Here is a 24,533-nt window from a genome sequence, read left to right as displayed (position 1 = left end):
AACGATCTTACCCGGCTGGGGCCGTTGCCCTATTTTGAGGTGATCAAGCCGTCAGAATAACGCTCTCTGTAGCCACGTTACGACGAGACCTGCCCTGCGTGCGGTCGTGTTCCTATTCAGTGGTTCACGTATGCCACCAAACCTGGCGCCCCCGGATCATGCGTTCGCCGGGGGGACAAAGTCATGCCGGCTCTGGCGACCACGGACGCGTTTGCACGTCGTCAGATTCGCCGGACATCACGTTCACCAATGCTGATGTGCAGCCGGTCCGCCATAGCCGTCCAACTGCAGTCGGCAATGTAGGTCTGATCGTGGGCCGTTGATTGGTTTCGACCTACGACTGTTCCCACCCCCAAATAGTCGACCACCTTTCCCTTGTGCACGCCAAGGAATCCGTGCGGTCCCGCGAAGGCATCCACCAATTCATTAAAAGCCTCCTGGGTCTCGTCGAACCGGGTGTCGCTGGCGCCCCGCAGACTGAGGACGTAACCGCGAAAATCGACTGTGCGGATGAGGTCGAAGAATCGTTCGAGACGACGAGGAAGCTGGCTGCCGCGAAGCATATTCGAGAAACGACCTTGGTCGGATTCGTACTCGGTTCTGCCGATCACTGCGTCCATGAGGTGGACCAGTGGCGAGGCCGATCCACTCGGCCCTGCTGGATAGCCCGGCGGCGGCACCGTCCACGTGACGAGGGTCTTCGCCCAGTCAACCGGATCGCAGAACGTCTTGCTGTTGTGACGTGGACTGATCTTGCGGAAAGCTCGGGTGGCCCCCCGCGCGCATTCCGCGATCCGCACTAGTGCCGCAGCAACGTCCGCATGCCCGTCCGGACCGCCCCACTCGATCGCACGCTGAGCGCGGCACACCTGTTCGATTGCCGAAGTGCTGGCAGCGTGAATGTCCACGAAGGACGAGGTGAACACGCGCTCGGTTTCGTTGCCGTAGGCCGGCACCAGCGGTCGGATAGATTCGATGACCGCGTCTTCGACGCGATACTCCCCACCGGGGCCCGAGTGGCCTTCGTCGATAAAGGTGAAGTTGTTGAAGACCCAGTCTTCGAGGGTGAGGCAGGGGCCGGTTCTCCCCATCCGCTGGCAAACCTGGGTCCACGGTACTTTAATAGCGTCCGGCAAGTCAGCGGGAATGTTGCTGTTGCGGGGAAGGTGCAGCCTTTCCAGACCGAACCTCCAGTAGGAGTGCGCGATCATCCCGAGCAGCGTACTCGCCCATTTGACCTGGTGATCGGGCAGGTCCTCGGGACCAGCGGGCAGCAACGGGAGGTCGCTGAGGACCGCCTGCGCCTTCGGGCTGAAGGCGATGTCCGGCAGGCCCGCTGCGACGTCTTCCCAGATGGCATGGGGTCCGGTGAGTGCGGCCGTGTGCAACCTGCGCGGAAGAAAACCGTGCTCGAAGGTGACGTCTCCGTCCAGCTGAACCGGCGCCCGGTAACTCGCTGCGACAGAGTTGTACAGCAATCCCGCCGAACGCTGTTCAGGGACCGGGTTCAGCGAACTCCACAGTCTCTGTTCAGGAATCGTACGGTCCTGCTTGGCCGTGGTGTCAACCGTGGCACCAGTACTCATGCTCTTCCCCGATCCATTGTCCGATGTGATCGATGGCTTGCTGGGCGTGTTGGAGCGAATCGCTGTCGTCGGCATCGCGCGTTCCTGGGCGAGTCGCGTCGGCGCTAATACGAATGAGCGTGTCCATCAAGACGGCGACCGAGTGTCGCAGGCGCTCAAGAATGGCGCGAGCGGTCGCTGCGTCACCGGTGGCAAGAATGCCTTCGGTCACCGATTTGACGTTGCTGGCGAAGACCGCGCTGCCCGTAGGCTGAGTCGCGCGCGGGTCCGCACCGATGCGCTCAAGAGTCTGCATGAACGAGGGAAGGTGATCATCCAGCAAGTGGCAGTAAGACTGACCGGAGAACACCAACTCAAGAACCGGATCACGTGTATCGTCGCGTTGCACGGCGAACGAGTTCCGGACCAGGCACAGGTAATCGAGCAGCCGCTGCCACTCACCCGAATCTTCGGCCCGGTCGTGCGGATCGATCCTAGCGACGCCGAGCTGCTCGATCTTCCGGACCACGGATTTCCTGTGGTGGGCCGAAACGTGGTGGTAGTCCCGCGACGCGTCACGGCCGATGTTGGCGTACATCACGGCGCATCCGCCGGGGTGCTGTGCAATGAATTCCGTGACGTCGAGAACCTGATCGTCGATCACTATCCAGTGCGCATCCCGGTCCGCGACGTCCGCCATTGAGACGACCGGCAGGGAACAGATATGAGATTCTCCGCTCGCCGGTTTCGAATCTGGGTCGAGTGTCGCGTTTACTTTCTGGTCATGTCGTCGCAATCGAGTGAATCCTTGTTCTCCGCTGCACGGGACTCCGGTCGCAAGAAATCAAAGAATCGGGAGATGATTGGGCGAGAAGCTCAATTCTTCGATAGTTTCGTACGATAGAGCAAGCGCGACGGCGGCACGATAGCCTAAGATCGCCGAGTGCACGAAAGTCCTAGATTGAGTGCGCTTGTGTCCCCTGTGGCCTGTGTTGGCCCGCCTCCTGGTTGCAGGAGCGAGAAGTCGTCTTACCTGGTTGAAGTATGTCGTGAGCCTGTCGGGGCATCGAATTGCCGGGGTGGGCACCGACGGGTCACGGTTGGTGCGTCCAAAGTGGATCCCCACGAGCAGGGCGGCAGGCAGTTCGTCGCATCGCGCAGCGAGCTTACTGCTGACGGCACGTAGCTCGGCCAGTCGTCGGCGCTGGGCTTCACAGGTGGGCGAGGGTTTTGATCGATGGCAGGGCCGTCTTGCCCAGGCGGTCCACCGCGCGCTGCACGTGGTCTCCCGGGAAGCGGAAGCGCAGCTGGTCCGGGACCGCCAGGCCCGCCGCGCGGAACCCGCACAGCCCGGCCGCGACCAACGCGGCCGGGTACGCCGGGCGGCCGTGTAGCTTCCGCGCCCACCCCGGCAGCGCCGAGTACGCGAGGTGCCCGAGGGGCAGGTAGCCGAGGTTCACCGGCAGCAGCCACCACGGCGCGAACGGCTGGTGCAGGAACCGGTAGACCAGGTCCGAATCATCCGTCCGCCGCAGTTCGGGCCGGACCTGCTCGAAGTACACCGCCATCTCGCGGCTCGATCCGGGCACCCCCGCCGGGTCGAGCCCGACCAGCGCGGCGGCCCGGCGCTGCTCTTCGAAGTACCGGTCGAGTTGCGCTTCGGTCAGCGCGAATCCCGCGCGCCGCACCACGCTTGCGAACGAGGCGACCTCGGCGCAATGCACCCAGCACAGCAGGTCAGGATCGTCCAGGCGGATCTCGGCGCCGGTGCGTGGATCCGTCGCGCGGAGCGTGCGGTGCACCCGGCGGACCCGTTCGGCAGCGGACTCGGCTTCGGTCGTGGTTCCGTAGGTCGTCGTGGCGACGAAGTTCCCAGTGCGCATCAGGCGGCCCAGCGGGTCATCCCGGAACCGGGAGTTCTGCACGACCGCCGCCACCGCGCGGGGATGCAGCGCCTGCAGGTAGAGGCTGCAGATGCCGGCGACCCACATCGCCGGATCGGCGTGCAGCTGCCAGGTCACGGTTTGCGGCCCGAACAGCCCTTCGTCGCGCATCCGCCCTCACCCGTCCAACACGAGCACCGGCACCAACTGCTCAGCCGAGGTGAGCGACCCGTGGTGCCCGCGCAGCGCGGACTCGCCTGGCTCGACCACCGACCGGATCACCCCGGAATCGCGCATGATCGCCAGCACGTCGCCGATGCGCGGGCGCACCGAATCGGCCACCACGGGACCGAACCAGCCCTCGTCGATAGCCTGCTCGCCGGTGAGCACCACGCCCCGGTCGCCGATCGTCTCCCACCACGCGGCATGCACATCGGCCAGCGCACCGGGCTCGACGTAGACGTGGCGGGCACGGACTTCGCCGCCCAGCAACCGCACACCGGCTTGCAGCGCCGGGTCGGTGTCTGCATCGATTGCCTCAACCGGGTCGACCTGGACCATGCCGTGGTCGGCGATCACGGCCAGCACCGCGCCCGGCGGGAGCCGCTCGGCCAGCGTCGCAACCAGCCGATCGAGCACGGTCAGTTGCAGGCGCCAGGGCAACGAGCCCGGGCCGTGCACATGCCCGAGCAGGTCGAGATGACCGTGGTAGCCGTAGCACAGCGTCGGGCCGCCGGCGCTCAGCGCGGCGAGCAGCTCGGCTGCGAGATCGCCCAGGGCCCGCAAGCCCCGGAAATCCCCGCCGCGAAACGCTGCCCTGGTCAGCCCCGTGTTCTTGAACTCCGCGGGCACGGCGGTCCGGACTTCGACGCCCGCCGCGACCGCCCGTTCCAGCACCGTCGGCGTCGGTTGCACCTGCTCCGGCGGCCACTGGTCGAGCAGACTTCGACGGCCTCCGGTGGAATCGCCGACCGTGCCGTGCGTTCCCCAGCTCAGCGGATGCAACAGGCCGCCCGACGGCTCGGCGAAGCTGTAGCCGACGAGACCGTGCTCACCCGCGCACCGGCCGGTGCCCAGCGAGGTGATGCTGGTGACCGTCGTCGTCGGGAAACCCGCCTTCAGCGGTGGCGTCGTCAGCAGGCTCGCCATGAACGGCGCGTCTCCGGCGTGCTCCTGCAGCAGGTCCCGGCCGAGACCGTCGATCAGCAGCACCCCGGCGGTGCGGCAGGCCGGGAACCCGATGGTGTCGGCGAACCCGGTCACGCCCATCGCGCCGAGCAGCGACGGGAGGACGTCGGGCAGTGCGCGCCCGTCACCGTCGGGAGCGACGATCCAATCCATGGCGCCTGCCTCTCTCGTGAGCGCGGCGGCGCTCACGACCGTCAGAATCCCATCGACCGCCCGATGATCTCCTTCATGATCTCGGTGGTGCCGCCGTAGATCGTCTGGATCCGGGAATCCAGGTATGCCTTGGCGACCGGGTATTCCGTCATGTAGCCGTAGCCGCCGTGCAGCTGCAGGCAGCGGTCCACGACCCGCTTGTTCAGCTCGCTGAGCCACCACTTGGCCATCGCGGCGTGCTCGACGTCCAGTTCACCGCGAACGTGGTCCATGATGCAACGATCGGTGAACACCCGGCCGATCTCGACCTCGGTGGCCATCTCCGCCAGCTCGAAGCGGATGTGCTGGAACTTGCCGATCGGGCGGCCGAAAGCGGTGCGGTCGCGGCAGTAGTCCTTGGTGATCGACAGGACTTTCTCGGCGGTGGCGGCCGAGGCCACCGCGATCGACAGCCGCTCCTGTGGCAGGTTCTGCATCAGGTAGATGAAGCCCTGGCCTTCCTCGCCGAGCAGGTTGCGCGCCGGCACCCGCACGTCGTTGAAGAACAGTTCCGCGGTGTCCTGCGACTTCTGGCCGATCTTGTCGAGGTTGCGGCCGCGTTCGAAGCCCGGCATGCCGCGCTCCACGACCAGCAGGCTGATGCCCTGGTGTCCGGCGTCCGGGTCGGTGCGGGCCACCACGATCACCAGGTCGGCGAGGATGCCGTTGCTGATGAAGGTCTTCTGCCCGTTGAGGATGAAGTCTTCCCCACTCGCGGCTTCGCTCGAGCGGGAGGTGCCCCCAACGTCGCGCACCGCGGTGGCGCGGATGCCCTGGAGGTCGCTGCCCGCGCCCGGCTCGGTCATGGCGATCGCGGTGATGATCTCGCCCCGGCAGAACCCGGGCAGCCAGCGCTGCTTCTGCTCTTCGTCGGCAAGCGCCATCAGGTAGGGCGCGATGATGTCGTTGTGCAGCGGGGAACCGAAGCCGGAGATGCCCGCGTTGACGAGTTCCTCGTCGAAGACCACGTTGAACCGGAAGTCGTCGACGCCACCGCCGCCGTACTGCTCGTCGACGGCGAAGCCCAGCAGCCCCTGCGATCCGGCCGCCAGCCACGCCTCGCGGCTGACCACCCCGGCGGCCTCCCACTCCTCGACGTGCGGCACCAGTTCCTTGTTGACGAAGGTGCGCACCGTCTCGCGGAACGCCTCGTGCTCGGGCTCGAACAACTCCCTGCGCATCGGTTCACGCCTTCTTTCGGTGCTCGTGCCGGTCGTGCGAGGAAGGGAACCTTCCTGCCACCGCAACCGTGGCGAAGCCGCAGCATGGGAACCTTCCTGTCACCGACCGGCCTGGTCCAGCCGCGGGCGCGCGCCTGGGGCGCGGGTGGGGGCCGGTGCGAGGAAGGGAACCTTCCTGCCACCCCGCGCCCGGTCGGCGGGCTGCCGGGGCGGAGACGTTCATGGCTTCCCCAGACCGAATGCGCCGGAGCCGAGCAGTTCGGACGGGATCTTCCAGTCCCGCAGCACGGCTTCGGTGTCGGCGCCGGGCTCGGCCACCGGTCCGGGCGGCGGGTTCGGGGTCCGGCTGAACCGCGGCGCGGGCGCCGGTTGCAGGGCGCCGTCTCGCCGGACCAGGGTTTCGCGGGCCGCCATGTGGGGGTGGACTTCCGCTTCGGTCATGGAGAGCACCGGGGCGACGCACGCGTCGGAGTCCGCGAACACCTCCGCCCACTCCTGCCGGGTGCGCTGCCGGAAGGTCGCGGCGAACCGTCGCCTCAGCTCCGGCCAGTTCGCCGGGTCGTCGCGGTCTGGCACCTCGCCCGCCAGGCCCAGCCGGTCCAGCAGTTCGGCGTAGAACTGCGGTTCCAGCGCGCCGACGGAAACGTGCTCGCCGTCCGAGGTTTCGTAGACGTCGTAGAACGGGGCTCCCGTGTCCAGCAGGTTCGTGCCGCGCTCGGTGCGCCAACCGCCGTTGGCCAGGAACCCGAACAGCATGGTCCCCAGGTGCGCCGCACCGTCCACAATGGCCGCGTCCACGACCTGGCCGCGGCCGCTGGTGCGGGCCTCCAGCAGCGCGGCGAGGACGCCGACCGCGAGGTACATCGCGCCGCCGCCGAAATCGCCGAGCAGGTTCGCCGGGACCTGCGGCGGACCGCCCTTTCGGCCGATGGCGTGCAGCATGCCGGTCAGCGAGATGTAGTCGATGTCGTGCCCGGCGGTGGACGCCAACGGCCCCTGCTGCCCCCAGCCGGTCATGCGCCCGTAGACCAGCTTCGGGTTGACGGCCCAGCACTGCTCCGGCCCCACCCCGAGGCGTTCGGTGACGCCGGGACGCAGCCCTTCCAGCAGCACGTCCGCCTGCTCGACCAGCGCCAGCACCGCCTCCGCGCCGCGCTCGTGCTTCAGGTCCACCTGAACGGAGCGCTTGCCGCGGTTGAGCAGATCGGTCTTGCCGCCGACGGCGGTGGGCCGGTCCACCCGCACCACGTCGGCACCGAGGTCGGCCAGCAGCATCGCGCAGAACGGGGCGGGCCCGATCCCTGCGAGTTCGACGACCTTGATCCCGGCCAGCGGCCCGCCTGTACCTGTCACACCACACCTCTCCGCAGCCTGTGCCGCGCATCACAAGCATTGCGACGAATCTAGTGTTACACCGTTGGTGTTACGGCGGTCAAGGCCTTGACCTGCCCGAAAGCCCCTACGTTTGGGGCAGATTTGGGGCAGACATGCTTCACCAGATACCAGGCATGCGCCGAGCCGCGTGCTTGGTCCTCTCCCTCACCTCCGCAGTGGCCCTGGTCTTGGCCGATGCCGTCCCTGCTCCCGACCGGCACATCGAGCTACCGCTGCTGCCGACCAAGCCTGCCGCACCGGTGCCCGCGCCGGAGCCGCCGGTGGTGATCCGATGAGCGCGCGACTCGAACTTCTGATCGCGGTCGCTTACGGCTGCGTCGTCGTCGTCATCGTCATGGCGGCGGCCACGCTGTTGCACTTCGGTCCTGAGCTGGCGTGCGCCCTGTTGACCATCGTCGCCGCGGACCAAGCGCGCGTGATCTCGGCCGTGGCCGGGTGGAGCCTCGGCGTCGGCATGGGCACCGGAGCGCTGCTGGTGCTGCGCCGGTTCGGGGGTGCGCGATGAGCCGCCGGTTTCGCGAGCCAGAGCCGCAGCACGTCACCGCCAATGGTTGGGCGGCCGCCCGCATCCGCGACCGTCACTCCCAGCATGGCTACCTTCTGATGTACCGCGGCCAGTACATCGGTTGGCTCATGCGCCAGTCGGACGGGTGGCGTTGGCTGCTTACCTGGCGGCCCGGAACGGCGAGCATGCCGCCGCAGTTTGGTGTTGAGCGCGTCAGTCGCCAGCAGTACGAGACGTGGCAGGTTGCGGCGAGCTACCTCGCGCGCACCGACGTCGCCCGCCGAATTGCCGGGGTCGGCTGCCGACCAGTCGAGTGGCATCCGGTCTCGGAGACGCCGTGGATGCCGCGCCCCGAAACGCGCGCTGTCGAGTCGTCGGGGCGTGTCTCATGAGGGCGGCGCGGATACTCGTGCGGATGCTCCTGGTGGTGGGCGCCGTGCTGACCGGGACGACGACGGTCAGCGCAGCCACGGCCGAGACGTACGCGGACTACTCGATGGCCGGCACGCGATCGGCCGGACAGTTCTGGTCGGAAGACGCGAACATCCACGATGCTGCCGGGTGGCGGAACACTGGACGTGGGAACCGCAGAGCAGTGGGGTTGAGTCGCGCATCGCTTGGGGTGACCCGGCCACGTGGCCGCCCGACGTTTCCGAGCGGTTCATCAGGTCCGGTGAGTGGGTGCTGTTGGACGGGTGGTCGGACAACGGAACGTACTACCGGCAGCGCGTCGACTCGGAGGTGATCGGCAATGGGCTCGACTGCACGAACCGGCGCCCACTGCCGTCGGACACAGACGGGCAGCACTACGTGCCGTGGCAGGTGCCGACGTCGATCGTGTGCCTGATCGCTGAGGGCACGATCACGAAAGAGTCCACCGGCACCGTGAGCCGTTTTCCGGCCCGAACAGCTCTGGTTTCCGCCCGTCCCGTGCTCGAATTCGTACCACCCCAATCAGCGGTGCCGAAGTTCGAAGACCCGAAGTGAACTCGTCCCGCGCATGCCACCACACGTCGACCGCGCCTGGACACCGCGCGCCGAATGTCAATGGCCATTTGGTTTGGCTCTGGCGCGAGTTTCGTGGTTCGGTGACTCAGGGTGAGCCGGGGGCCGTCAGGCCAGGATGACGCGTTTGCGGAGGAGGTCGAGCTTGGCTCGGCCGTACATCTGCCTCTTGAGCGCCTTCAGTCTGTTCACGTTGCCCTCGACCTTCCCCGAACTGTAGGGCAGCGTGAGTCCTGCGGTGACGGCGTCTTGGTCGCGGCGGAGCCCGATGGCGAAGGAGTGCAAGTCGGGCTGATCATCATGTTCCACTGTGGACAGCCAAGATTCTAGTTTCTCGCCTTCACGGTTGGTCATCATCTTCGCGAAGTCGGTGACGTGGTCGGCGAGGCGATCCAGGTGCGGGCAACGGGATCGGATGTCAGCGAGCTGGTTGGTCTCGTCGGTATCGAGATCCTCTGGGCGGCGCAGCAGCCAACCGGTGATCTGACGGACTTTCGGCACGGCAGGCGGCGATGGCGGAGGCGTGAGCATGCCGCGGAAGGGCTGCAGGTAGCGGCGCACGGTCTTGTCGCTGCCGGTGTATCCCTGGGCGGTGATCTCCTTGGTCAGCTGCGCGGCGTCGGTGGCGCCCTCCGTCCAACGCTGGTGCAGGTAGGGCTTGAACGGGTCGAGCAAGCTCGCCCGGGCGATCGCCTTGCCGAGAAGTTCGTCAACCGTGCTGGCACGAGCGAAGCGCCGCACAGTCTTGCGGTCCAGTGACAGCTGCCTGCTGATGGCGGAGATCGTCTCGCCGCGGTCCAGCCGCCCGTGGATCGCGGCATAGTGTTCCCGGGTACGGATCACCAGTCGCGACTCGACCGGTTCGGGTATCGCGGCGTCCGGCTCGTCCTGGGCCGCCTGCGGCGCCGACACGCCGACAGTTTCGCCGTCGAGTTGGTCGAGCTTGACGCAGGCGCGGTGGCGCCCGACGGCCTTCTCGACGTAGTCGCCCAGGTTGCGCCACAGATGCCAACGGTCGGCCACCTGGACGGCGTCCGGGGCCCCGGCCTTCGCGCCTTCGGCGTAGGCGCCGGCGCGGTCACGGCAGATCACCCCGGCTCCAGGATGCTCGCGCAGCCACTGCTCCAGTGGTTCGGCCTCGCGACCGTCCAGCAGGTCGATCACCTTGCCGGTGTCGATGTCGACCAGGATCGTGCCGTACACGTGCCGCTTGCGCAGGGCGAAGTCGTCCACGCCGAGCACGGCCGGGGCGGTCGTGGTCTCCGGCTCCGGCAGTGCCCGCACCAAACGCAGCAGCGTCGTCCGATCCACTTTGATACCCAAGATCGCGGCCAGACGCGCCCCAGCTCGGCCCGCCAACGCCAAGCCCACCTGCCCCAACATCGCCAGCAGCGGAGTCGTCCGACGTCGATTCGGCTCGGACAGGCCGTCGACCTGTTCCACGAACGTCTTCGTCGCGCACTGAGAATCCAGGCACACGAACCGCCGGACCGTCAACGCGATGACCACTGGTTGCCTACCGAGCACGCCATCAGACAACCGGCGCACGTAACGGCTGTGCACCCGCCCAGACCGCACCCCACATGCCCGGCAGGTCGCCTCGGCCACACGCGACCGAGCGCAGATCGTCACGCCGTCGGATCCGTACTCCACTCGCTCCACACACAGCCCGCCCAGATGAGGCAGCAACGCTTCCAGATCAACAGAGCACGCCCAATATGATCAACAACCGCGATCACGACCCGTCACCAGGGTCACGAAACTCGCGCCAGAGCCGGTGAATCTCCCCGTAGGCGGCCTGTAGTTCTCCCCGGACGCTCTGCGTCGTGGCGCGACCGCCTGCCGTGGACGTCAACGAGATCCTCATCCAATCCACCGAGCAGGCTGCGCACAGTTGGTCAGCCCACACCGAGCCACATGTTGGACGCGCATTGTGTAAATGCGCAGGATTGCGTGCGTGACGGGGCAGAACAGTAGAACACGTTTCCGCTCCTAAGCTAGCTTGGCTCAAGAAGCGTTCTGCTACGCCAAGTGGACGGCACAAATCCGGTCGACGTACTGGTCGTACTGCGCAGAAAGTCATGTGAATGTACTGGGCTTTGGTTGAGTTCGTGAAACGTCACAGCAAGTTCGTGTGGGGTTTCACCATCGCCTGGCTTATCGGTCATTGGGGCGATCTGGCCGTGTTGTGGGACGCGGCATCGAACTGGATTCCTCTCGTCGTGCTGTTCGCCTTCTTCGAAGCCACCTTCGTCATAGGTCTCCTGGTCGTGATGGCTGCGGTCGTGCGCCACCTCTTCCCCGGCGCCGGGTACCGTCCACGGTTCTGGCTGGTGGCGTTCCACATGCTCCGGCGGAACGTCGGAGCGACTGTCGCGCCGGTGCGGAACAGCGGAACGTTCAAGGTGGGGCTGTATCTCAACTGGGTGGGCGCCGCGATGGTCGCCGGTGTGCTCCCGCTTGTGCTGATCCCGCTGCTGCTGCCGTCGAGCAGCTGGCCCTTAATGGTCATTCCTGCGGTCGACCTTCTTCTGACTTTCGCGTCGCGGATGACCCTCCAGCGGCGCCGGCTGGGTGTTGAGAGTTGAAGTCATAGCGCGGAGGAATCAGGACTGTGATGAACGACGCTTCACGAAGAATTGCGATGGAGCAGTCGGATGCGGTAAAATATTTGACTCGGATTGGAGTTGAGTGGCCGCAGTGGCCATCGGTCGACGCTCTATTTGAAATTCAACGCGCTCACGTCGAGCGAATTCCCTATGAAACCCTCGACGGCTATCTGGACGACGACCAGGTCGTGTCCATGAAGCCCGCCTATTCCGTGGCCAAGGTGTTGAACGGCCGGGGTGGGTACTGCTTCCAGACCAACGTCACCCTGGGAATGTTGCTGCGGGCTCTCGGGTACGAGGCCGAGTTCCACTGGGGTGAGGTCCGTTTCACGCCCGAGGAGGACGCGGCCGACTCCGAGGTCCTGTCCGGTGGGCACCTCGCGCTCACGGTGCGCGCCGAGGGTGAGACCTGGTTACTGGACACTGGCATGGGCGACGCGATCTACGAGCCGTTGCCGCTGCGCGAGGGCCGCTATCAGCAGGCCCCCTTCGAGTTAGAGCTGGAGCGCTGGCGCGGCGCGCCCGACGGATGGCGCTTCCGCAACGACCCGGCCGGGTCGTTCGTCTCGATGGTGTTCACCACCAGGCCGTCGCCGCTCGACGTGTTCGAGCCCGTGCTCGCCGGACTGGCGCGCTCCTCGCGGTTCAGTCGGACGCTGACAGTGCAGCGCAGGCATCGGACCGGGGCGGACGTGCTCCGCGGCCGCGTGCTGACCCACGTCGACGAGACCGGCCGGACCAGGAAGATCATCAAGAGCCAGGAGGACTGGTTCGAGTGCCTCACCGGCCTGTTCGGGATCAGGCTTCCCCGGATGACCGCTGCGCAGCGGGAAGCCATGTGGCAGAAGGCACTGCCGAAGGGCCGCCGGTCACCGGTCGCGGCAGGGCTCGCCGACTCCGTGTGAGGCGGCGAGGAACTCCACGCTGGAGTGCGCTTGAGAGTGACCGTACCGGGCACGTGATGATGAAGGGCGGCGACTGGGTCTTCGGTTGCCAGCTCGTCGACGGCGCCTTGGGCGTGGGGCACCCCGCCGCCGCACATGCCGATGCGGACTTTCACCCCGCAGGTGCTCGCCCCGACTGGCGCGAAGCTGTCGAAGTCGCTACTGCGTGAGCGCGGCCGCGACGCGCTCACGGCCGACGTCGAGCCCTCGATGCTCGACATCACCGCCTGGCCCAGCTCTGTCGATGACTACGTCGACGCGCTGGTCTGGCTGGTCGGTGAGCTGCCGACCGACCCGCAACACTTCCGCTCGTTCACCGTCAAGGAACTAGGCCGCCTGATGACCGTACGTCCCACCGAAACCGTCGTCCGCGCCCACGAGATGGCGTCTACAAGCGCTACTTCGACCTGATCCCTCCCGACCGCCTACCGCTCCGACGTCGTGTTCTGGATCGTCCCCCTGGGCGAGGAGGTCCGGCATGGCGCGACGACCCGGCCGGGGGCGCTGCCCGGTGAGCTTCCGGCGACCTCGCCTCCGCCAGGGGCCTTGTAAAACCGGAAGCGCCCGCCCGGTACCAGGACTACCGGGCGGGCGCTTCTTTGTTGTGGGTCAGGCGTCGAACTTCCCGCCCTTGATCGCGGCGACGAACGACAACCAGCGCTCGTTGGTGAAGCTGAGCAGGCCACCGTCGCGATCCTTCGAGTCGCGCACGCCGGTCTGGCCGGGTGCGGTGCCGACCTCGACACACTGTTCGGGGTTGTGCAGGCTCTTGGTGGACTTGCGCCAGTTGGTGAACACGGTCAGTCCTTCGTCGTCAGTGAATCGGGTAGCTGGGCGATTTCGGTGGAGATCCGCACGAGCAGACGCCGCGCGTTGTCGCCTTCGACTGCGGCCTGCCACAGGCTGTCGGCGAGTCGGTTGTAGAGGGCGACGTCGTCGGGATCGTCGGTGTTGATCTCAGTGTTGACGGTCTCGACGAACACGGTGTCGCCGATGATCCAAAACCCGCTTGCCGGGATGTGCGGCCACCGGGTGTTGAGCGGAATGATGCCGAACCGGACGGTCGCCAGCCCGCACAACGCGATCAGGCGGTCGATCTGCGCCACCATCGTTTGCGGCGGGCAGGCGAAGTACCGCAGGGCCGATTCGGCGATGAGCAGTTCGACATGCTTGGCCGAGTCGTAGAGAGCATGCTGGCGTTCCAGGCGAACCTGCACGGCGGCGTCAGTGTCGTTCGGCACCTGCTGCAACGCGGCGGCCGAGCTGAGCACGTGGCGTGCGTAGTCGGCGGTCTGGACGAGACCGGGCACGACGACGAGTTCGAACGCGCGGATCGTGCTTGCTTCGGCCTCGATACCGCGGCTGTGCTCTTGCCGTCGCCGGTGCCCGGTCCGCAGCTGCCGTTTCCAGCTGGACGACTCCAGCCGGATCGTCCGCAACTCGTCGCGGAGCTCGGTCGCCGACGGTTCCGGAACCTTGGCGAGCCGCACCCAGGTCAGCAGATCGGCGTCGGTCGCGAGCTGCTTACCGTTCTCGATCTTGGAGATCTTGGACGGCTGCCAACCGGCGGCGCTGGCGAACTCCCTGCCGGAGTAGCCGGCGCTTTCCCGGAGTTCGCGCAGTCGATCGCCGAATTCGAGCTTGTGCCGTTCGGGTGTGCTCACAGGTTCATCTCGTCGGGTCAGGGTGTCAGGACCGTCTCAAAGGGTGCCGCATGACTCCACGCGATCCCGCGCCACCTCCTATGCCTTGCCACCGTGTCGGCGTCGTCGACGAGTTCGGCGGCGATCATGCCGTGCCTGTCGAAGTGCATGATCGCGACCAACTCGTCGTCGAACAACCAGAAATCGTGATCGGGTAGGTTGTACTCGGCTGCGGCGGCGGTCGACATGACGCGGATGTCCTCGCCCGCGGCAGCGTTGTCCGGTGCCGCGAACATCTCGAACCGCAGGTAGTCGGTCAGTGGCTCGGTGAGCACCCGCACCCGCTCGAAGCGCCGCCCCGCTGCGGTTGCCTGCCGGACGTTGGCCAGCCATTCCGTCGTGAAAGACATGTCGGGCGTTTCGCTTGCGAGGAACTGCCGGAACGCTTCCGCCTCGTGCGGCTCCCGGTATTCGGCCTGGCATTCCCAGCGCCAGGCCGAGAGTGTGAAGGTCTCAAACAGCCGCCCGAAGTCCTCGCCTCGTACGAGCCGGGTCATCACGTGTCCTTCGGCGCGAACGACAGCAGCTCGGCGGGAATCTCAACGGCGGTTTCCGTCTCCGGCATCCCCCGGTCGTAGAGCGCCGCAAGAGCTTCTGGGTCGTCGATCTTGTAGCCCTGCACGACGTAGGTGCCACGGTCGGTGGCATACAGATTCGGGCACGAGCCGTTGATGCTGGTAGTCCCCAAGAACGTGAGCTTCATAGCCCTCCAGATCGTCGAAACACCGAGCATCCTGCAAGCAACTTCAGCAATCGTCAATGCCCAGCCGGGCGCTTAACCCCGCTCGGCGTAGCGTAGCTACCCCGGACGGGCGTAGTTGCTCTGAAATTTCTCGAATTGCTTGTGTTATTGCTCGGATGGGCGTCACAGTCATCGCCATGACCAGCATTGGCGCGACGTACCGGCCGCACCCCTTTCATTGGGTTCCAGCCGCCGGGCAGCGGCACGCGAGCGCTGACGAGCACCCGCCAGGCGCGTCGATCTACCCGGACGGCACCAAGGTCACGACGCTGTGCGAGCGGACCGTCCAGGCCGCGACCGGCGACATGGCCTGGCTGTGGGAGACGTGCCCGGACTGCAATGCGGCGGCGCACGTGCTCGCACTCTGCCCCATGCCGCCGGCGGTGAGTGTGCGATGAACGCGCAGGTGCAACCGCAGTTGCACGAGTTGTTGGTGCGTGCCTCGGCCGTGCTGGAAGACCTCGCCGACGACGTGCGCGAGCAGACCGTGACCGCCGCGCAGTACACCGAAACCGCCGCGCTGATGCACGAAATCGCCGAGCTGCTGCGAGATCAGAGCGCGACCTATGTTCCGCCGCGCGTGATCGACGGCGAGAGGACAGGCCGATGATTGCCGCGTTGATTGCAAGCGGCCTGCTCGGGGTCGGCGGGCTCGCCCTGTGGGCGACGTTCTACTACGCCCCGGCGCGCCACGCTGGTAGCGGCGAGGGTGCTTTGACGGTCGCCTACCTGGTTGCGCGGGTAGATGCAGAGACGCGCGGTAATGGTCGGCACCGGCTGCGCGAGCCGCGCACCGTGCAGATTCGCGGCGATCTCGCCGATGCGCTCGCCCTCGAGGAAACCCGCCACCTGCCACTGGTCGAGTCTGGTTTGCCGGTCGATGACCGGGAAGCGATGGCGCGGCACCCCGGAATGCTGCGGCGGCTGCTCGCCGCGTTGCTGCAGCTATACCCGCGTTCCGCAGATGTGGTGACGGTCTAGTCCGCGATTTTAGGGTGTGAGCTGGGGAAATACTGGTTGGCCCGGTGGCGGGGCGTGTCACTAGGCTTCGGGGATCGGTGCTGGTCAGCCGGGTGCGGCCTCGATGACCAGCGGGGGCGGGTTGATGCCGAGTGCGGTGAACAGTGCCGTCTGCGTGGGGGTGAGGTCGGTGCGGCGGCGGAAGACGCCGGCTGGGCCGGTGAAGGTGCCCAGGTGGATACGGTCGAGGTCGCGGCGCAGGTCGGGCCAGCGGCGGCCGGTGCGGTTCTCGGCGACGCGGATGAGCAGCAGACCCAACCAGCAGAGCAGGACGTGGGCGCGGATGCGGTCTTCGCGGCGGTGGTAGACCGGCCGCAGGTCCAGCACCGTCTTCATGTCGCGCCAACCGCGTTCCACTTCGAGTAGTTGCTTGTAGCCCAGCGCGATGTCCTCGGCTGACAGCTTCGGATCCGAGCAGCGCAGCAGGTACTTGCCGTCGAGGTTGGCCTCGCGTTTGATCGCGGCCTGATCGACGCGTAGCAGCCCGCCCGCGGTCAGGCGCAGGTAGCGGTTGAGGTGCTTCTTGGTGGAGATCACGCCGCGTAGCTCGCCCCGTTTGGTCTTGCTGAGCTTGTCGGAGTCGGTGATGAGTTCGGTCAGGGTGCTGACATGCCGCTCGCGGGTGACGCGGTCGCGTTCGGCTTCGTCGGGGTTGAAGCAGATCACGAAGCGATCGTCGGCCAGGTCCGGATCGAGGCGGACTTCCTTGACCTCGAGGTTGTCGCGGACCTTCTGATAGCGGCCCTGACGTGACAAGGCGGTGTCGGCCGCGGCGGTGCCGCCGCGCAGCTTCTCTCCGAGGATGTAGTGCCCGCCGCCCTGCTGCAGATACCGGCGGTTGGCTTCGGAGGCGAAGCCACGGTCGCCGACCCAGACGATCCGGGCCAGGTTCCACTCACGTAGCTGGTCACGGACCTGGCGGATCAAAGCGGAATCGGCGGTGTTGCCGGGCCAGGACCAGCAGCGCACCGGGATCCCGTCACGGGTGACCGCCATCCCCACGATGACCTGCGGCAGGTCGTCGCGGTGATCCTTGGACTTGCCGAACGCGCGGAACCCCGCCTCGCCCGCGGCCGCAGGAGCATCCGGCTCGACCCGCCTGCCGTGCTGATCGCGTGACACCGCCTCGTCGGCTTGCCCGGTCTCGAAATAGGTGCTGGTGGTATCGAAAAACAGCAGGTCCACCTCGAGATTAAGCAGGTGTGCCACGGAGAAGTAGACCTCGCGGGCCAGCACCGGCTCGATGGCCGGCAGCCAGTCCATCGCCCGATAACAGGCGTCCTCACCGACCTCGTCCAGCCCTGCGATATGCACGTCGTGGCTGATCCAGTCGGCCGCGGCCAGCTTCGACGACGGCGCCAACGCCCGGTTCGCCACGAGCGCGAACAAGATCCGTTCGAACCGGGCGTCGAATCGGCGCTTGGCCCCGAGCGTGCGCAACTGCGCAGCGATCCCCAGCTCGGACCAGATCCCGTCCAGGGCGTGCGTGCCGCCGAAGGCGACCGAGGCGGTGAACGCCAGCTCCGCCGGCGCCCCGGCGGCCAGCGCCTGTCCCGGCGTCAGCAGCTTGCTCAGCGACGCGACCAGCCGCCGCACCGCCTCAAGGTCGACCTGATCCTCACGTCCGAAGTTGTGCAGCACGCGCGTCTTCGACGACTTCGACACCGGGTCCCACTCGTTATGGGCCAACTGCAGATAGCCGATGACCTGCCCGTCGCGAGTCCTGCGGGTCGAGCGCTTCACGTACGCGCACCGAACGTAACCACCCACCGACCAGGAGAGCAAGCCTTTACTACAGGTCACAGCACGTGATCGACCCGTGACGTGTCACTAGGCTTTTGTACGTTTCCCGCTATGCCTCAACACTCTGACCAGGGCATCTCACCGATAAAGCGGAGTCAGAGCCCGATTATCTGCGGAACGCGGGCTATAGGCCCGGTGGGAATGCCGCAGCCAATCCCGGCCGGTGTTCCCACCGCAACCACGTGCCTGCGCCGTCGCCTACAGGTCGGCCAGGTACACGGATGGTCAGGCGACGCAAGCCCCCCGACGTCGTCTGACCATCCACCCCAGCCCCCGGCGCGGAACGGCCGACCGACCCGACACGGCGGCCGTAGCTGGGACGACGAGCGGCAGTGCGCCGCAACCGACCCCACCGCGCCGGGGTTGCCCCTGGCCAACCCATCCGAGATCGGAGGTCTCCATGACTTACCAGCTCATTGCCAGTCCTTACCCGGATGGCCACTTGGTCGTCAGTCCTGGCCGGGAGGGAGGGATCAAGCTCGGCGTGAATAAGTACGCCGAGCTGCGCGACGCAGCGTTCGCCGATCCGGTGCCTGACTGGCTGGCCGTTGCCGCCCATGCTCTGTGGGGCGTGGACGTGGCAGGGAAGGCAGCCGGGGACACGATCAGGGTGCGCCCGGATACCCCGTACGGCTACGCCCGCGCCAGCTACGAACTCAACCTCGGGTGCAACTACGACTGTGAGCACTGCTACCTCGGTGAGAAGCTGTTTGCGGGCATGGAATGGCCCGACCGTGAACGGCTCCTGGACATCATGGCCAAGGCCGGGGTTCTCTGGCTTCAGCTCACCGGAGGTGAGCCGCTGATCGATCCCCTGTTCGCGGAAACGCTCGCCTACGCGCACGACCTCGGGATGATGATCCAAATCTCGTCCAACGGGTCGCGCTTGCACCAACAGAAGACACTCGACCTCTTGAGAACTTACCGGCCGTACCGGCTGACGCTCAGCCTGTACGGGGCGACGGAGGAGTCCTACGACGGGATGACCCGGAGCAGGGGGGCGTTCAAGAGGTTCACGCGTGGGCTTGAGGCCGCCCATGAGGCCGGGCTCAAAATGCGGATCAATATCGTTGTGAACAGGCACAACGCGCATGAGCGCGACGAGATGACGGCGATCGCGGACCGCTTCGGCATCCCGTCGTTCGAGTACACCAACATCACGCCGACGATTCACGGCACGGGCGAAGTGCTCCCCAGCCAGGCGAACGAGGTGTTGCGCAGGCACGAGCCCTACACGGGGTGCAACGCGGGGATCACGCACTTTCATTCGGACCCTCACGGGATGGCCAGCATTTGCAAGGTCGGCCGGGAAGCGCAGGTCAACCTGCTAGAAGAGGGTGTCGAAGGTCTCCGGAAGCTCGCCGTGATCGGCGACCGGCTCACCACTCGTCACGGCGGGTGCTCGGGCTGCACCCTTCAGAAATCTTGCGGGACGTGTATGCCGCTGGCGAATCTCTACCGGCAGGCACAGGCACCCCTAGAGACCTACTGCCAGCACGGCAGTAGTGGTCCGCTGAGCGCGAAGGGAGGTGAATCGTGACCGCTGTTGCCGTCGAACTGCTCCCGGCTCCGCCGGAGTCCGACATGCTGGACCCGGACGCCGTGGAACTCACCGGGGAGACCGATGGTCTCATGACGATGTGCGCGTGCAGCTCATCCAGCGACGCCCCCTACCAGTGATCGAGTGACCAACCGCTGCGGGCGACCCGGTGATCATGCCGGGTCGCCCACCTTATCCAGCAAGGACCACCGTTGGCAAAACGTATCCAGTGGGCCGACCTTCCCCGCTCTCTCATCGAGTCGATCAGTGCCCGGACGGGGCCGATCATTGCGGGACGCGCCGTGACTGACGGGCAGAACTCGCCGCTAGCCGCCGTGCTGGAGACCCGCAACGGCAGGGTATTCGCGAAGGGCTTGCCGTCTGATCACCGGATGGTCATCACTCAGGCTCGTGAGGCCGCCGCCGCGCCGCTGGTCAAGGGGATTTCCCCGGAACTGCTGTTTTGCTTCGACGAAAACGGTTGGAATGTCAACGGTTTCGAGCATATTGACGGCCGGTCAGCGCACTACCAGCCGGGCTCACCTGACATTGATCTGGTGGTTGATCTCATGGGCGCTTTGAGCGCCATCGAGATCCCGGCCGGTCCTGGTCCGTGGAAGCCAATAGAAACGCGCATGCGGACCTACGTCGATGATCCCGCCGACGCGAAGATTTTTGCCGGGTCGGTACTCACCCACACGGACTGGATTCCGGACAACATCCTGATCTCACAAGGACAGGCATGGCTGATCGACTGGGCATGGGCGACCCCGGCGCAATCCTGGACCGACCCGGCATTCTGGCTGCTGCGACTCATGGCCCGTGGACACAGCATTGCACAGGCCGAAGCGATCGCGGCACGACTTCCCACCTATGCCGCCGCTGATCCTGAGCATGTTGCCGTGTTCGCCCACGCGAACATGAACATGTGGAACGAGATTGAGCGCGATCACCCCAGTCCGTGGTCAACGACGATGGCGGCGACCGCCCGCGCCTGGGCTAAGCACCATCGGTCGTAGCATTGCGAATGGCCATGACAGCTCAGCTCGACATCGGGTGGCAATCCCGCGCGCAGGCGCTCGACGAGCCGCACGGCGAGCCCAATGGAGCTTGACCATCTGACCGCCCCCGGAAACGACGAACGCGCCCCCGCACCCGACCGGTGAACCGGAGGGATGCGGGGGCGATCGTGTTTGGTTCCCGGCCGCGACCAGGGGGTGGTGTGGCGGCCGGGCATTGGCGAGGCTACTCGACGGTCGAGCGCGAGTCCATGTAGGTCGGCGGGCGGGCGGAGCCGAGCAGTATCCGCGCGATTGGTGCGGATAGCCGTGGTTCGGCCCAGCGCAGCAGCGTGTAGACGGCGGCGAGCACGATCGGTACTACCAAGGTCGGCCCGGCGTCGCCGAGCGGATCGGTAAGCCAGTCGGGGGCGCCGGCGGTCACCAGCCACGCCACGAGGGCCGACCATGCCGCGGGCACGACGGTGCGCAGCCACGAGCGCAGTTGATCAGACATGTTCGCCACCCCGCACGTTCACATCGACGTTGACGGTCGCGTCGGCGATGGTCCGGCGCACCGTTTCGTCGATGCGGGTGACGAGTTCGTCGGCGTCGAATTCGCTTCCGGTGACCGCGGCGGCCAGCGTGCGGATCGCCTCGGACTGGGCGGCGAGCATGGCGAGATTCTGGTAGCCGTAGGCGTCGCTGTTCAGAACGGCGTCCGCGATGCTGAGCTTGACGTCAGATCCGGTCACGCGCGAGTCGTGCCGCTCGCGCCACAGCACGTCGACAATCGCTTTCTTGGCGTCCTCGTAGGACACATCGTCCTCCTGGTTGGGTGCGGGCTTGCTGCCGAAGCTGGGCAGGTTCCACGGGCGGTCGTCGTCGCACCGCTCGGGAATCACGCTGATGTGGAAGTGCTTGCGGTGCGGATTGCTGCCGTGGTAAGGCATCCACTTCCACGGGTTGTTGCCCGGTCGGCTGTCGAGGATCAGGCCGTTCGCGATGCAGTTGTGCGAGAACATGCCCTCCGCAATTAGCGTGCAGGTAGACGTCTGGAGTGCGACAACCTCACGCAATCCGAGGTACTTGACACTAAAGACCTTTGCGACTGGCCAGCGGCCGTCGATGCGGAGACCCTCCCAGATGCGTTCTTGGGTGGCCTTGGCGTACAGGCGAGTAGTAGGCACCTTCCCGAGGAACGCGAGAATGCCAGGAAGTCCACCCCGAATGTGGAGCCCCATAACCGAGCTGTTCTTATACTGCGCGGTGTCGAATTTTAGACTGTCGGCTACGGAAACTGCCCGATCAAACACGGCGCCGGGGCGCTGGGCGACACTGAGCATCCAGCCGCTCTGAGAATTGGATGCTTTGGAAAGGCAACCTTCCCCGTCGAAAAGGCCAGCAAGCCAGCCAGCATCGAACGATGTCTCTTGCTCCCAGGGATCGGCAAAGTTCGTGAACCACTGCCGGCGTTCCAAGCGGTTGCTGCGGCTCACGCCGGTGGACAGCAGCACGGACTTGTCCTGTGTGGTCAGCACCAGGGTTTGACCTTCGGGCAGCGTGTATTCGGAGTCGAACGCGAGCTCGGCGCCGGTGTCGGCGTTGCGGATCACCGGCCGCGTACAGGGTCCGGTGATGCGCCAAACCGGTTGTGCGTGGGCGTTGCCGTCGTTGGTGACGACCAGCCCGCCGCCGCGCGCCGTGCCCCACACCAGCGGCCACACCAGCGGCCACACCAGGCCGCCACCGCCGGCGGTCGGCGGGCTGGTGGTGAACGACTGCTGCGGCAGGTGCAGCAACCGCGGGTTGGTCGCGCGCCACTGGATCGCGCCGCGACGAGCGTGCCGACTACGTCGAGCGGCGAGTCCCAGCCGCCATCAGCACCACCCGAGCCAGTCATGAGCGCGCCGGCCACGTCGAACCAGCCAAGCACCACCCCGACCAGCACGACAGAGGCAAGCCCGACGGAGCGCTCCGACAACAACGGCCAGGCGGAGCGCCCCGACGACCGCAAGCACGACCAGGACAAGCCACGAAACAAGGACCGCTGCCTACACGCGCGGCCACACCCCGGAGTAAACCCGCACGCCTGCCTGTCCGCGGCGGGCGGAGTACTGCACGCAACGATCTAAGGAGGCGATATGGCCTGGGCTGACCCACTACCGGGCGGCGGATACCGCGGCGGATACCGCGACTCAGCCGGGAAAAAGCAGTACGTCAAGGACCCCGCGACCGGACGCACCCGGAAGTTCGGCCGGAAGAAGGATGCGCGAGACGCCGCCACCGAGGAGGAGGTGAAGGCCAGTCGCCGGGCGGCCATCGCCAACGGATTGGAGCCGGCGCGGATTCCCTGGGGCGCGTTTTGGGACAGCATCTCCGATGATCGGGGCGCACGGCTGTCGGACACCAACGTCGTGGAACACTCCATCGTCGAGAACTATCTCCGGCCGAAATGGGGAAAGGTTCCGCTGAACCAGATCATCACCAGGGGAAGCGCCGAGCACGGTGTCCAGGAGTGGGTGAACGATCTTGAGCACGGCAGGGTAGACGGCTGGAAGCTCAGTCGGCCACCAGCGCCGAGCTACGTCCACCGGATCTACGCGGTGTTCCAGGCGTCGATGACCGTCGCGAAGGATACGGGCGTCCTTACGACTTCCCCTTGTGTCGGGGTCAAACTGCCCAGGAAATCGAAACGGGCGAAGCCGTATCTTGACGCTGAAAACGCTGAGAAGATGGGCGAGCACCTACGGTCTGATTACCGCGATGCCGTCGACTTCAGCGGAGAGACCGGCCTTCGGCCCGGCGAACTGTGCGGCCTACACGCGAACTACGTTGATCGGGAACGCGGCTGGATGTCGGTGCGCGAGGTCCTGGTGGCACGACGTCGTGTAATCCGCTCATTCCCGAAGGACGAGGACGTTCGTGCGGTCCCGTTGACACCCAAGGCAATCGAGATACTCGACCGCCAACTCAAGGGCCGGAACCTTACGCACGGATGCGGGCTAGAGCACACAGACGGCACTGAGTGCGCGAGCGCGCTTGTGTTCCTGCCTAAGAGTTCCTAACAAAGGATCTTGATGTGTCGGTAGCAGATGATGCAGGTAGCCAGGCCGAGAAATGCCTCGTGGATGTCGTCGCGGCGTTCCCAGCGGATGCGCAGACGTCGCATGCCGTGGTACCAGGCGATTGTGCGCTCGACGACCCACCTGATCACGCCGAGTCCGGAGCCGTGGCCGGTTCCACGTTCGGCGATCTGCGGGTCGATTCCCTTGGCGCGCAACTTGTCCCGGTGTTTATCAGAGTCGTAGGCGCGGTCGGCGTACAGCGCATCGGGTCGGCGGCGGGGGCGCCCGCGCTTGCCTCGCACGGGCGGGATCGCCTCGACCAGTGGGAGGAGCTGGGTGACGTCATTGACGTTGCCGCCGGTCAGGCTGAATGCCGTCGGAATGCCGCCGCCCTCGGTGATCACGTGGTGCTTGGAGCCCGGCCGGGCACGGTCGACCGGGCTCGGGCCGCTTTTGGGCCGCGCCGCGCCGCCCGCACATGCGAGCTGTCGATCACCGCCCGAGACCAGTCCAGCTTCCCGGCCGCGTTCAGCTCGGCCAAAAGCGCCTCGTGCAGCCGCTGCCACACCTCGGCCTCGTTCCATTCCGCCAGGCGCCGCCAGCAGGTCATTCCGGATCCAAACCCCAGCTCCTGGGGCAGAAACTCCCACTGGATCCCGGTATGCAGCACGAACAGGATTCCCTGCAAGACCAGCCGGTCCGGCAGCCGCTTGCGGCCCAGCTTGGGCAGCGCGTTCTCCCAACGCGGCAACACCGGCTCGATTCGCTCCCACAGCTCGTCGGGGACGATCCATGGCGGTTGCTCACCTTTCCTCACCTGTTCATGATCTACGATCAAGGAACCTATGGCACGTCAAGTGATCATTTTGTTAGGAACTCTAAGTGAGGGCGGCCCATGCGCCCGGACGGCGTTGGAGCATGCATGCGGCTCGCATCGAGGAAGGCCGAGGTTCCGGCCGTTTCGCTGTATGCAACCCGGTGCGGGTTCGCAACGCGTGCGGCAGAGGGCGGACTGGACGTGTTCGCGCTCGCTGACGTGATGGGGCACGGAGACATCAGGCAAACCAGGGAGTACGTACAGCAGACCCCAACGGCCAGGGCGCGTGTGATCGCGGCTCTTGGCCAAGCGCCACCGCTTACCGTTATTCATGGGGCGGCTGGGGCAAGTCTTGGGGCAGACCGCGACCAACAG

The 24,533-nt window shown here is 66.2% G+C and carries 30 protein-coding genes; 15 read left to right on the top strand and 15 right to left on the bottom strand.

From position 1 onward, the window contains the following. Positions 1-221 precede the first annotated feature (221 nt). The 6 genes from DL519_RS36145 to DL519_RS36120 all read right to left on the bottom strand — a co-directional run bounded on the left by DL519_RS36145 (position 222) and on the right by DL519_RS36120 (position 7,362). A complete protein-coding gene (locus tag DL519_RS36145) occupies positions 222-1,586 on the bottom strand; it encodes a PrnB family protein (RefSeq protein ID WP_190821531.1) in 1,365 nt (454 codons plus the stop codon). After that, the gene (locus DL519_RS36140) at positions 1,564-2,265 is read right to left on the bottom strand and encodes a cytochrome b5-like heme/steroid binding domain-containing protein (RefSeq protein ID WP_190821530.1); all 702 of its coding nucleotides are present in this window, start codon (positions 2,263-2,265) and stop codon (positions 1,564-1,566) included. Before DL519_RS36140 ends, DL519_RS36145 begins: the two co-directional genes overlap by 23 nt. 511 nt (positions 2,266-2,776) lie before the next feature. Then, a complete protein-coding gene (locus DL519_RS36135) occupies positions 2,777-3,619 on the bottom strand; it encodes an oxygenase MpaB family protein (protein WP_190821529.1) in 843 nt (280 codons plus the stop codon). Between the two features lie 6 nt (positions 3,620-3,625). Further along, the gene (locus DL519_RS36130; RefSeq protein WP_190821526.1) at positions 3,626-4,789 is read right to left on the bottom strand and encodes an alkaline phosphatase family protein; all 1,164 of its coding nucleotides are present in this window, start codon (positions 4,787-4,789) and stop codon (positions 3,626-3,628) included. A 41-nt stretch (positions 4,790-4,830) separates the two neighbouring features. After that, complete coding sequence (locus DL519_RS36125; protein ID WP_190821524.1) at positions 4,831-6,009, bottom strand: acyl-CoA dehydrogenase family protein; 1,179 nt, start codon at positions 6,007-6,009, stop codon at positions 4,831-4,833. Between the two features lie 219 nt (positions 6,010-6,228). Then, positions 6,229-7,362: a CaiB/BaiF CoA transferase family protein gene (locus DL519_RS36120; protein WP_190821523.1), complete on the bottom strand. Its 1,134-nt coding sequence runs from the start codon at positions 7,360-7,362 to the stop codon at positions 6,229-6,231. A 155-nt stretch (positions 7,363-7,517) separates the two neighbouring features. On the opposite strand from DL519_RS36120, the gene DL519_RS36115 reads away from it, so the two are divergent. The 4 genes from DL519_RS36115 to DL519_RS36100 all read left to right on the top strand — a co-directional run bounded on the left by DL519_RS36115 (position 7,518) and on the right by DL519_RS36100 (position 8,896). Continuing rightward, the gene (locus DL519_RS36115; RefSeq protein ID WP_190821522.1) at positions 7,518-7,679 is read left to right on the top strand and encodes a hypothetical protein; all 162 of its coding nucleotides are present in this window, start codon (positions 7,518-7,520) and stop codon (positions 7,677-7,679) included. Next, on the top strand, positions 7,676-7,909 hold the full coding sequence (locus DL519_RS36110; RefSeq protein ID WP_190821516.1) for a hypothetical protein: 234 nt from the start codon (positions 7,676-7,678) through the stop codon (positions 7,907-7,909). Before DL519_RS36115 ends, DL519_RS36110 begins: the two co-directional genes overlap by 4 nt. Beyond that, the gene (locus DL519_RS36105; protein ID WP_190821515.1) at positions 7,906-8,301 is read left to right on the top strand and encodes a hypothetical protein; all 396 of its coding nucleotides are present in this window, start codon (positions 7,906-7,908) and stop codon (positions 8,299-8,301) included. Before DL519_RS36110 ends, DL519_RS36105 begins: the two co-directional genes overlap by 4 nt. Positions 8,302-8,470: 169 nt before the next feature. After that, complete coding sequence (locus tag DL519_RS36100; protein ID WP_190821514.1) at positions 8,471-8,896, top strand: hypothetical protein; 426 nt, start codon at positions 8,471-8,473, stop codon at positions 8,894-8,896. A gap of 126 nt (positions 8,897-9,022) precedes the next feature. Here DL519_RS36100 and DL519_RS36095 read toward each other — a convergent pair whose 3' ends face one another. Continuing rightward, positions 9,023-10,546, bottom strand: a complete 1,524-nt coding sequence (locus tag DL519_RS36095) for an ISL3 family transposase (protein WP_449619151.1) — start codon at positions 10,544-10,546, stop codon at positions 9,023-9,025. A 455-nt stretch (positions 10,547-11,001) separates the two neighbouring features. Between DL519_RS36095 and DL519_RS36090 the strand changes: the two genes are divergently transcribed. From DL519_RS36090 to DL519_RS36080, 3 genes are all read left to right on the top strand, one after another. After that, positions 11,002-11,502, top strand: coding sequence for a hypothetical protein (locus DL519_RS36090; RefSeq protein WP_190821513.1), 501 nt, complete (start codon positions 11,002-11,004; stop codon positions 11,500-11,502). Between the two features lie 29 nt (positions 11,503-11,531). Beyond that, on the top strand, positions 11,532-12,428 hold the full coding sequence (locus DL519_RS36085) for an arylamine N-acetyltransferase family protein (RefSeq protein WP_317891416.1): 897 nt from the start codon (positions 11,532-11,534) through the stop codon (positions 12,426-12,428). A gap of 141 nt (positions 12,429-12,569) precedes the next feature. Next, positions 12,570-12,878, top strand: coding sequence for a hypothetical protein (locus tag DL519_RS36080; protein WP_190821508.1), 309 nt, complete (start codon positions 12,570-12,572; stop codon positions 12,876-12,878). Positions 12,879-13,076: 198 nt separating this feature from the next. Here the strand turns inward: DL519_RS36080 and DL519_RS36075 are convergent, their stop codons facing one another. Genes DL519_RS36075 through DL519_RS36060 form a run of 4 tightly spaced genes read right to left on the bottom strand, consistent with a single transcriptional unit; the run spans position 13,077 to position 14,873 of the window. Continuing rightward, positions 13,077-13,265, bottom strand: coding sequence for a DUF397 domain-containing protein (locus tag DL519_RS36075; protein ID WP_223839956.1), 189 nt, complete (start codon positions 13,263-13,265; stop codon positions 13,077-13,079). A 2-nt stretch (positions 13,266-13,267) separates the two neighbouring features. Then, on the bottom strand, positions 13,268-14,131 hold the full coding sequence (locus DL519_RS36070; RefSeq protein WP_190821503.1) for a helix-turn-helix domain-containing protein: 864 nt from the start codon (positions 14,129-14,131) through the stop codon (positions 13,268-13,270). 17 nt (positions 14,132-14,148) lie between these two features. Then, complete coding sequence (locus DL519_RS36065) at positions 14,149-14,667, bottom strand: DUF6879 family protein (protein WP_190821500.1); 519 nt, start codon at positions 14,665-14,667, stop codon at positions 14,149-14,151. Continuing rightward, positions 14,667-14,873 (bottom strand): hypothetical protein, encoded by a 207-nt coding sequence (locus tag DL519_RS36060; protein WP_168585293.1) that lies wholly within the window; start codon positions 14,871-14,873, stop codon positions 14,667-14,669. The genes DL519_RS36065 and DL519_RS36060 overlap by 1 nt, the downstream gene beginning before the upstream one ends. 155 nt (positions 14,874-15,028) lie before the next feature. Between DL519_RS36060 and DL519_RS36055 the strand changes: the two genes are divergently transcribed. The 3 genes from DL519_RS36055 to DL519_RS36045 are packed head-to-tail and all read left to right on the top strand — an operon-like array spanning position 15,029 to position 15,893. After that, positions 15,029-15,310 (top strand): zinc finger protein, encoded by a 282-nt coding sequence (locus tag DL519_RS36055; RefSeq protein WP_190821498.1) that lies wholly within the window; start codon positions 15,029-15,031, stop codon positions 15,308-15,310. After that, positions 15,307-15,522, top strand: a complete 216-nt coding sequence (locus DL519_RS36050; protein ID WP_190821496.1) for a hypothetical protein — start codon at positions 15,307-15,309, stop codon at positions 15,520-15,522. The genes DL519_RS36055 and DL519_RS36050 overlap by 4 nt, the downstream gene beginning before the upstream one ends. Then, positions 15,519-15,893 (top strand): hypothetical protein, encoded by a 375-nt coding sequence (locus tag DL519_RS36045; RefSeq protein WP_190821494.1) that lies wholly within the window; start codon positions 15,519-15,521, stop codon positions 15,891-15,893. The genes DL519_RS36050 and DL519_RS36045 overlap by 4 nt, the downstream gene beginning before the upstream one ends. A gap of 84 nt (positions 15,894-15,977) precedes the next feature. Here DL519_RS36045 and DL519_RS36040 read toward each other — a convergent pair whose 3' ends face one another. After that, entirely contained in the window at positions 15,978-17,702 is a 1,725-nt protein-coding gene (locus DL519_RS36040; protein ID WP_449619150.1) for an IS1634 family transposase, read from the bottom strand. Between the two features lie 433 nt (positions 17,703-18,135). Here DL519_RS36040 and DL519_RS36035 point away from each other — a divergent pair, with 433 nt between their 5' ends. The 3 genes from DL519_RS36035 (at position 18,136) to DL519_RS36025 (ending at position 20,294) form a co-directional block, all read left to right on the top strand. Next, a complete protein-coding gene (locus DL519_RS36035; protein ID WP_190821488.1) occupies positions 18,136-19,275 on the top strand; it encodes a radical SAM protein in 1,140 nt (379 codons plus the stop codon). Next, positions 19,272-19,415, top strand: a complete 144-nt coding sequence (locus DL519_RS36030; RefSeq protein ID WP_184721980.1) for a hypothetical protein — start codon at positions 19,272-19,274, stop codon at positions 19,413-19,415. The genes DL519_RS36035 and DL519_RS36030 overlap by 4 nt, the downstream gene beginning before the upstream one ends. A gap of 72 nt (positions 19,416-19,487) precedes the next feature. Beyond that, positions 19,488-20,294, top strand: coding sequence for a protein kinase family protein (locus DL519_RS36025; protein ID WP_190821486.1), 807 nt, complete (start codon positions 19,488-19,490; stop codon positions 20,292-20,294). A gap of 226 nt (positions 20,295-20,520) precedes the next feature. Here the strand turns inward: DL519_RS36025 and DL519_RS36020 are convergent, their stop codons facing one another. Both DL519_RS36020 and DL519_RS36015 read right to left on the bottom strand, forming a co-directional pair. Next, a complete protein-coding gene (locus DL519_RS36020; protein WP_190821484.1) occupies positions 20,521-20,790 on the bottom strand; it encodes a hypothetical protein in 270 nt (89 codons plus the stop codon). Then, on the bottom strand, positions 20,783-22,075 hold the full coding sequence (locus DL519_RS36015; RefSeq protein ID WP_190821482.1) for a hypothetical protein: 1,293 nt from the start codon (positions 22,073-22,075) through the stop codon (positions 20,783-20,785). The genes DL519_RS36020 and DL519_RS36015 overlap by 8 nt, the downstream gene beginning before the upstream one ends. 99 nt (positions 22,076-22,174) lie before the next feature. Here DL519_RS36015 and DL519_RS36010 point away from each other — a divergent pair, with 99 nt between their 5' ends. Beyond that, the gene (locus DL519_RS36010; RefSeq protein WP_190821480.1) at positions 22,175-22,408 is read left to right on the top strand and encodes a hypothetical protein; all 234 of its coding nucleotides are present in this window, start codon (positions 22,175-22,177) and stop codon (positions 22,406-22,408) included. 9 nt (positions 22,409-22,417) lie between these two features. Then, positions 22,418-23,341, top strand: a complete 924-nt coding sequence (locus DL519_RS36005; RefSeq protein WP_190821478.1) for a tyrosine-type recombinase/integrase — start codon at positions 22,418-22,420, stop codon at positions 23,339-23,341. Here the strand turns inward: DL519_RS36005 and DL519_RS36000 are convergent. Beyond that, positions 23,338-24,131, bottom strand: a protein-coding gene (locus tag DL519_RS36000; RefSeq protein WP_223840421.1) for an IS5 family transposase whose coding sequence is annotated in 2 segments (ribosomal slippage) — positions 23,338-23,798 and positions 23,798-24,131 — 795 coding nt in all. Because the reading frame shifts where the segments join, the coding sequence is not laid out codon by codon here. The genes DL519_RS36005 and DL519_RS36000 overlap by 4 nt on opposite strands. Positions 24,132-24,533 lie beyond the last annotated feature (402 nt).

It is taken from the genome of Saccharopolyspora pogona (assembly GCF_014697215.1).
Lineage (GTDB): Bacteria > Actinomycetota > Actinomycetes > Mycobacteriales > Pseudonocardiaceae > Saccharopolyspora > Saccharopolyspora hattusasensis.
The sequence above is the reverse complement of the archived record's forward strand: the minus strand, read 5'-3'. Positions and strand labels throughout refer to the sequence as shown.

What these genes read in the sequence shown, in the direction of transcription:
- DL519_RS36125 (WP_190821524.1), bottom strand. Translation starts at nt 6,009, where the DNA reads ATGCGCAGGGAGTTGTTCGAGCCCGAGCACGAGGCGTTCCGCGAGACG.
- DL519_RS36090 (WP_190821513.1), top strand. Translation starts at nt 11,002, where the DNA reads ATGTACTGGGCTTTGGTTGAGTTCGTGAAACGTCACAGCAAGTTCGTG.
- DL519_RS36080 (WP_190821508.1), top strand. Translation starts at nt 12,570, where the DNA reads ATGCGGACTTTCACCCCGCAGGTGCTCGCCCCGACTGGCGCGAAGCTG.
- DL519_RS36130 (WP_190821526.1), bottom strand. Translation starts at nt 4,789, where the DNA reads ATGGATTGGATCGTCGCTCCCGACGGTGACGGGCGCGCACTGCCCGAC.
- DL519_RS36135 (WP_190821529.1), bottom strand. Translation starts at nt 3,619, where the DNA reads ATGCGCGACGAAGGGCTGTTCGGGCCGCAAACCGTGACCTGGCAGCTG.
- DL519_RS36005 (WP_190821478.1), top strand. Translation starts at nt 22,418, where the DNA reads ATGGCCTGGGCTGACCCACTACCGGGCGGCGGATACCGCGGCGGATAC.
- DL519_RS36085 (WP_317891416.1), top strand. Translation starts at nt 11,532, where the DNA reads ATGAACGACGCTTCACGAAGAATTGCGATGGAGCAGTCGGATGCGGTA.
- DL519_RS36140 (WP_190821530.1), bottom strand. Translation starts at nt 2,265, where the DNA reads ATGGCGGACGTCGCGGACCGGGATGCGCACTGGATAGTGATCGACGAT.
- DL519_RS36065 (WP_190821500.1), bottom strand. Translation starts at nt 14,667, where the DNA reads ATGACCCGGCTCGTACGAGGCGAGGACTTCGGGCGGCTGTTTGAGACC.
- DL519_RS36105 (WP_190821515.1), top strand. Translation starts at nt 7,906, where the DNA reads ATGAGCCGCCGGTTTCGCGAGCCAGAGCCGCAGCACGTCACCGCCAAT.
- DL519_RS36045 (WP_190821494.1), top strand. Translation starts at nt 15,519, where the DNA reads ATGATTGCCGCGTTGATTGCAAGCGGCCTGCTCGGGGTCGGCGGGCTC.
- DL519_RS36110 (WP_190821516.1), top strand. Translation starts at nt 7,676, where the DNA reads ATGAGCGCGCGACTCGAACTTCTGATCGCGGTCGCTTACGGCTGCGTC.
- DL519_RS36010 (WP_190821480.1), top strand. Translation starts at nt 22,175, where the DNA reads ATGAGCGCGCCGGCCACGTCGAACCAGCCAAGCACCACCCCGACCAGC.
- DL519_RS36115 (WP_190821522.1), top strand. Translation starts at nt 7,518, where the DNA reads ATGCGCCGAGCCGCGTGCTTGGTCCTCTCCCTCACCTCCGCAGTGGCC.
- DL519_RS36055 (WP_190821498.1), top strand. Translation starts at nt 15,029, where the DNA reads ATGGGCGTCACAGTCATCGCCATGACCAGCATTGGCGCGACGTACCGG.
- DL519_RS36050 (WP_190821496.1), top strand. Translation starts at nt 15,307, where the DNA reads ATGAACGCGCAGGTGCAACCGCAGTTGCACGAGTTGTTGGTGCGTGCC.
- DL519_RS36060 (WP_168585293.1), bottom strand. Translation starts at nt 14,873, where the DNA reads ATGAAGCTCACGTTCTTGGGGACTACCAGCATCAACGGCTCGTGCCCG.
- DL519_RS36020 (WP_190821484.1), bottom strand. Translation starts at nt 20,790, where the DNA reads ATGTCTGATCAACTGCGCTCGTGGCTGCGCACCGTCGTGCCCGCGGCA.
- DL519_RS36145 (WP_190821531.1), bottom strand. Translation starts at nt 1,586, where the DNA reads ATGAGTACTGGTGCCACGGTTGACACCACGGCCAAGCAGGACCGTACG.
- DL519_RS36035 (WP_190821488.1), top strand. Translation starts at nt 18,136, where the DNA reads ATGACTTACCAGCTCATTGCCAGTCCTTACCCGGATGGCCACTTGGTC.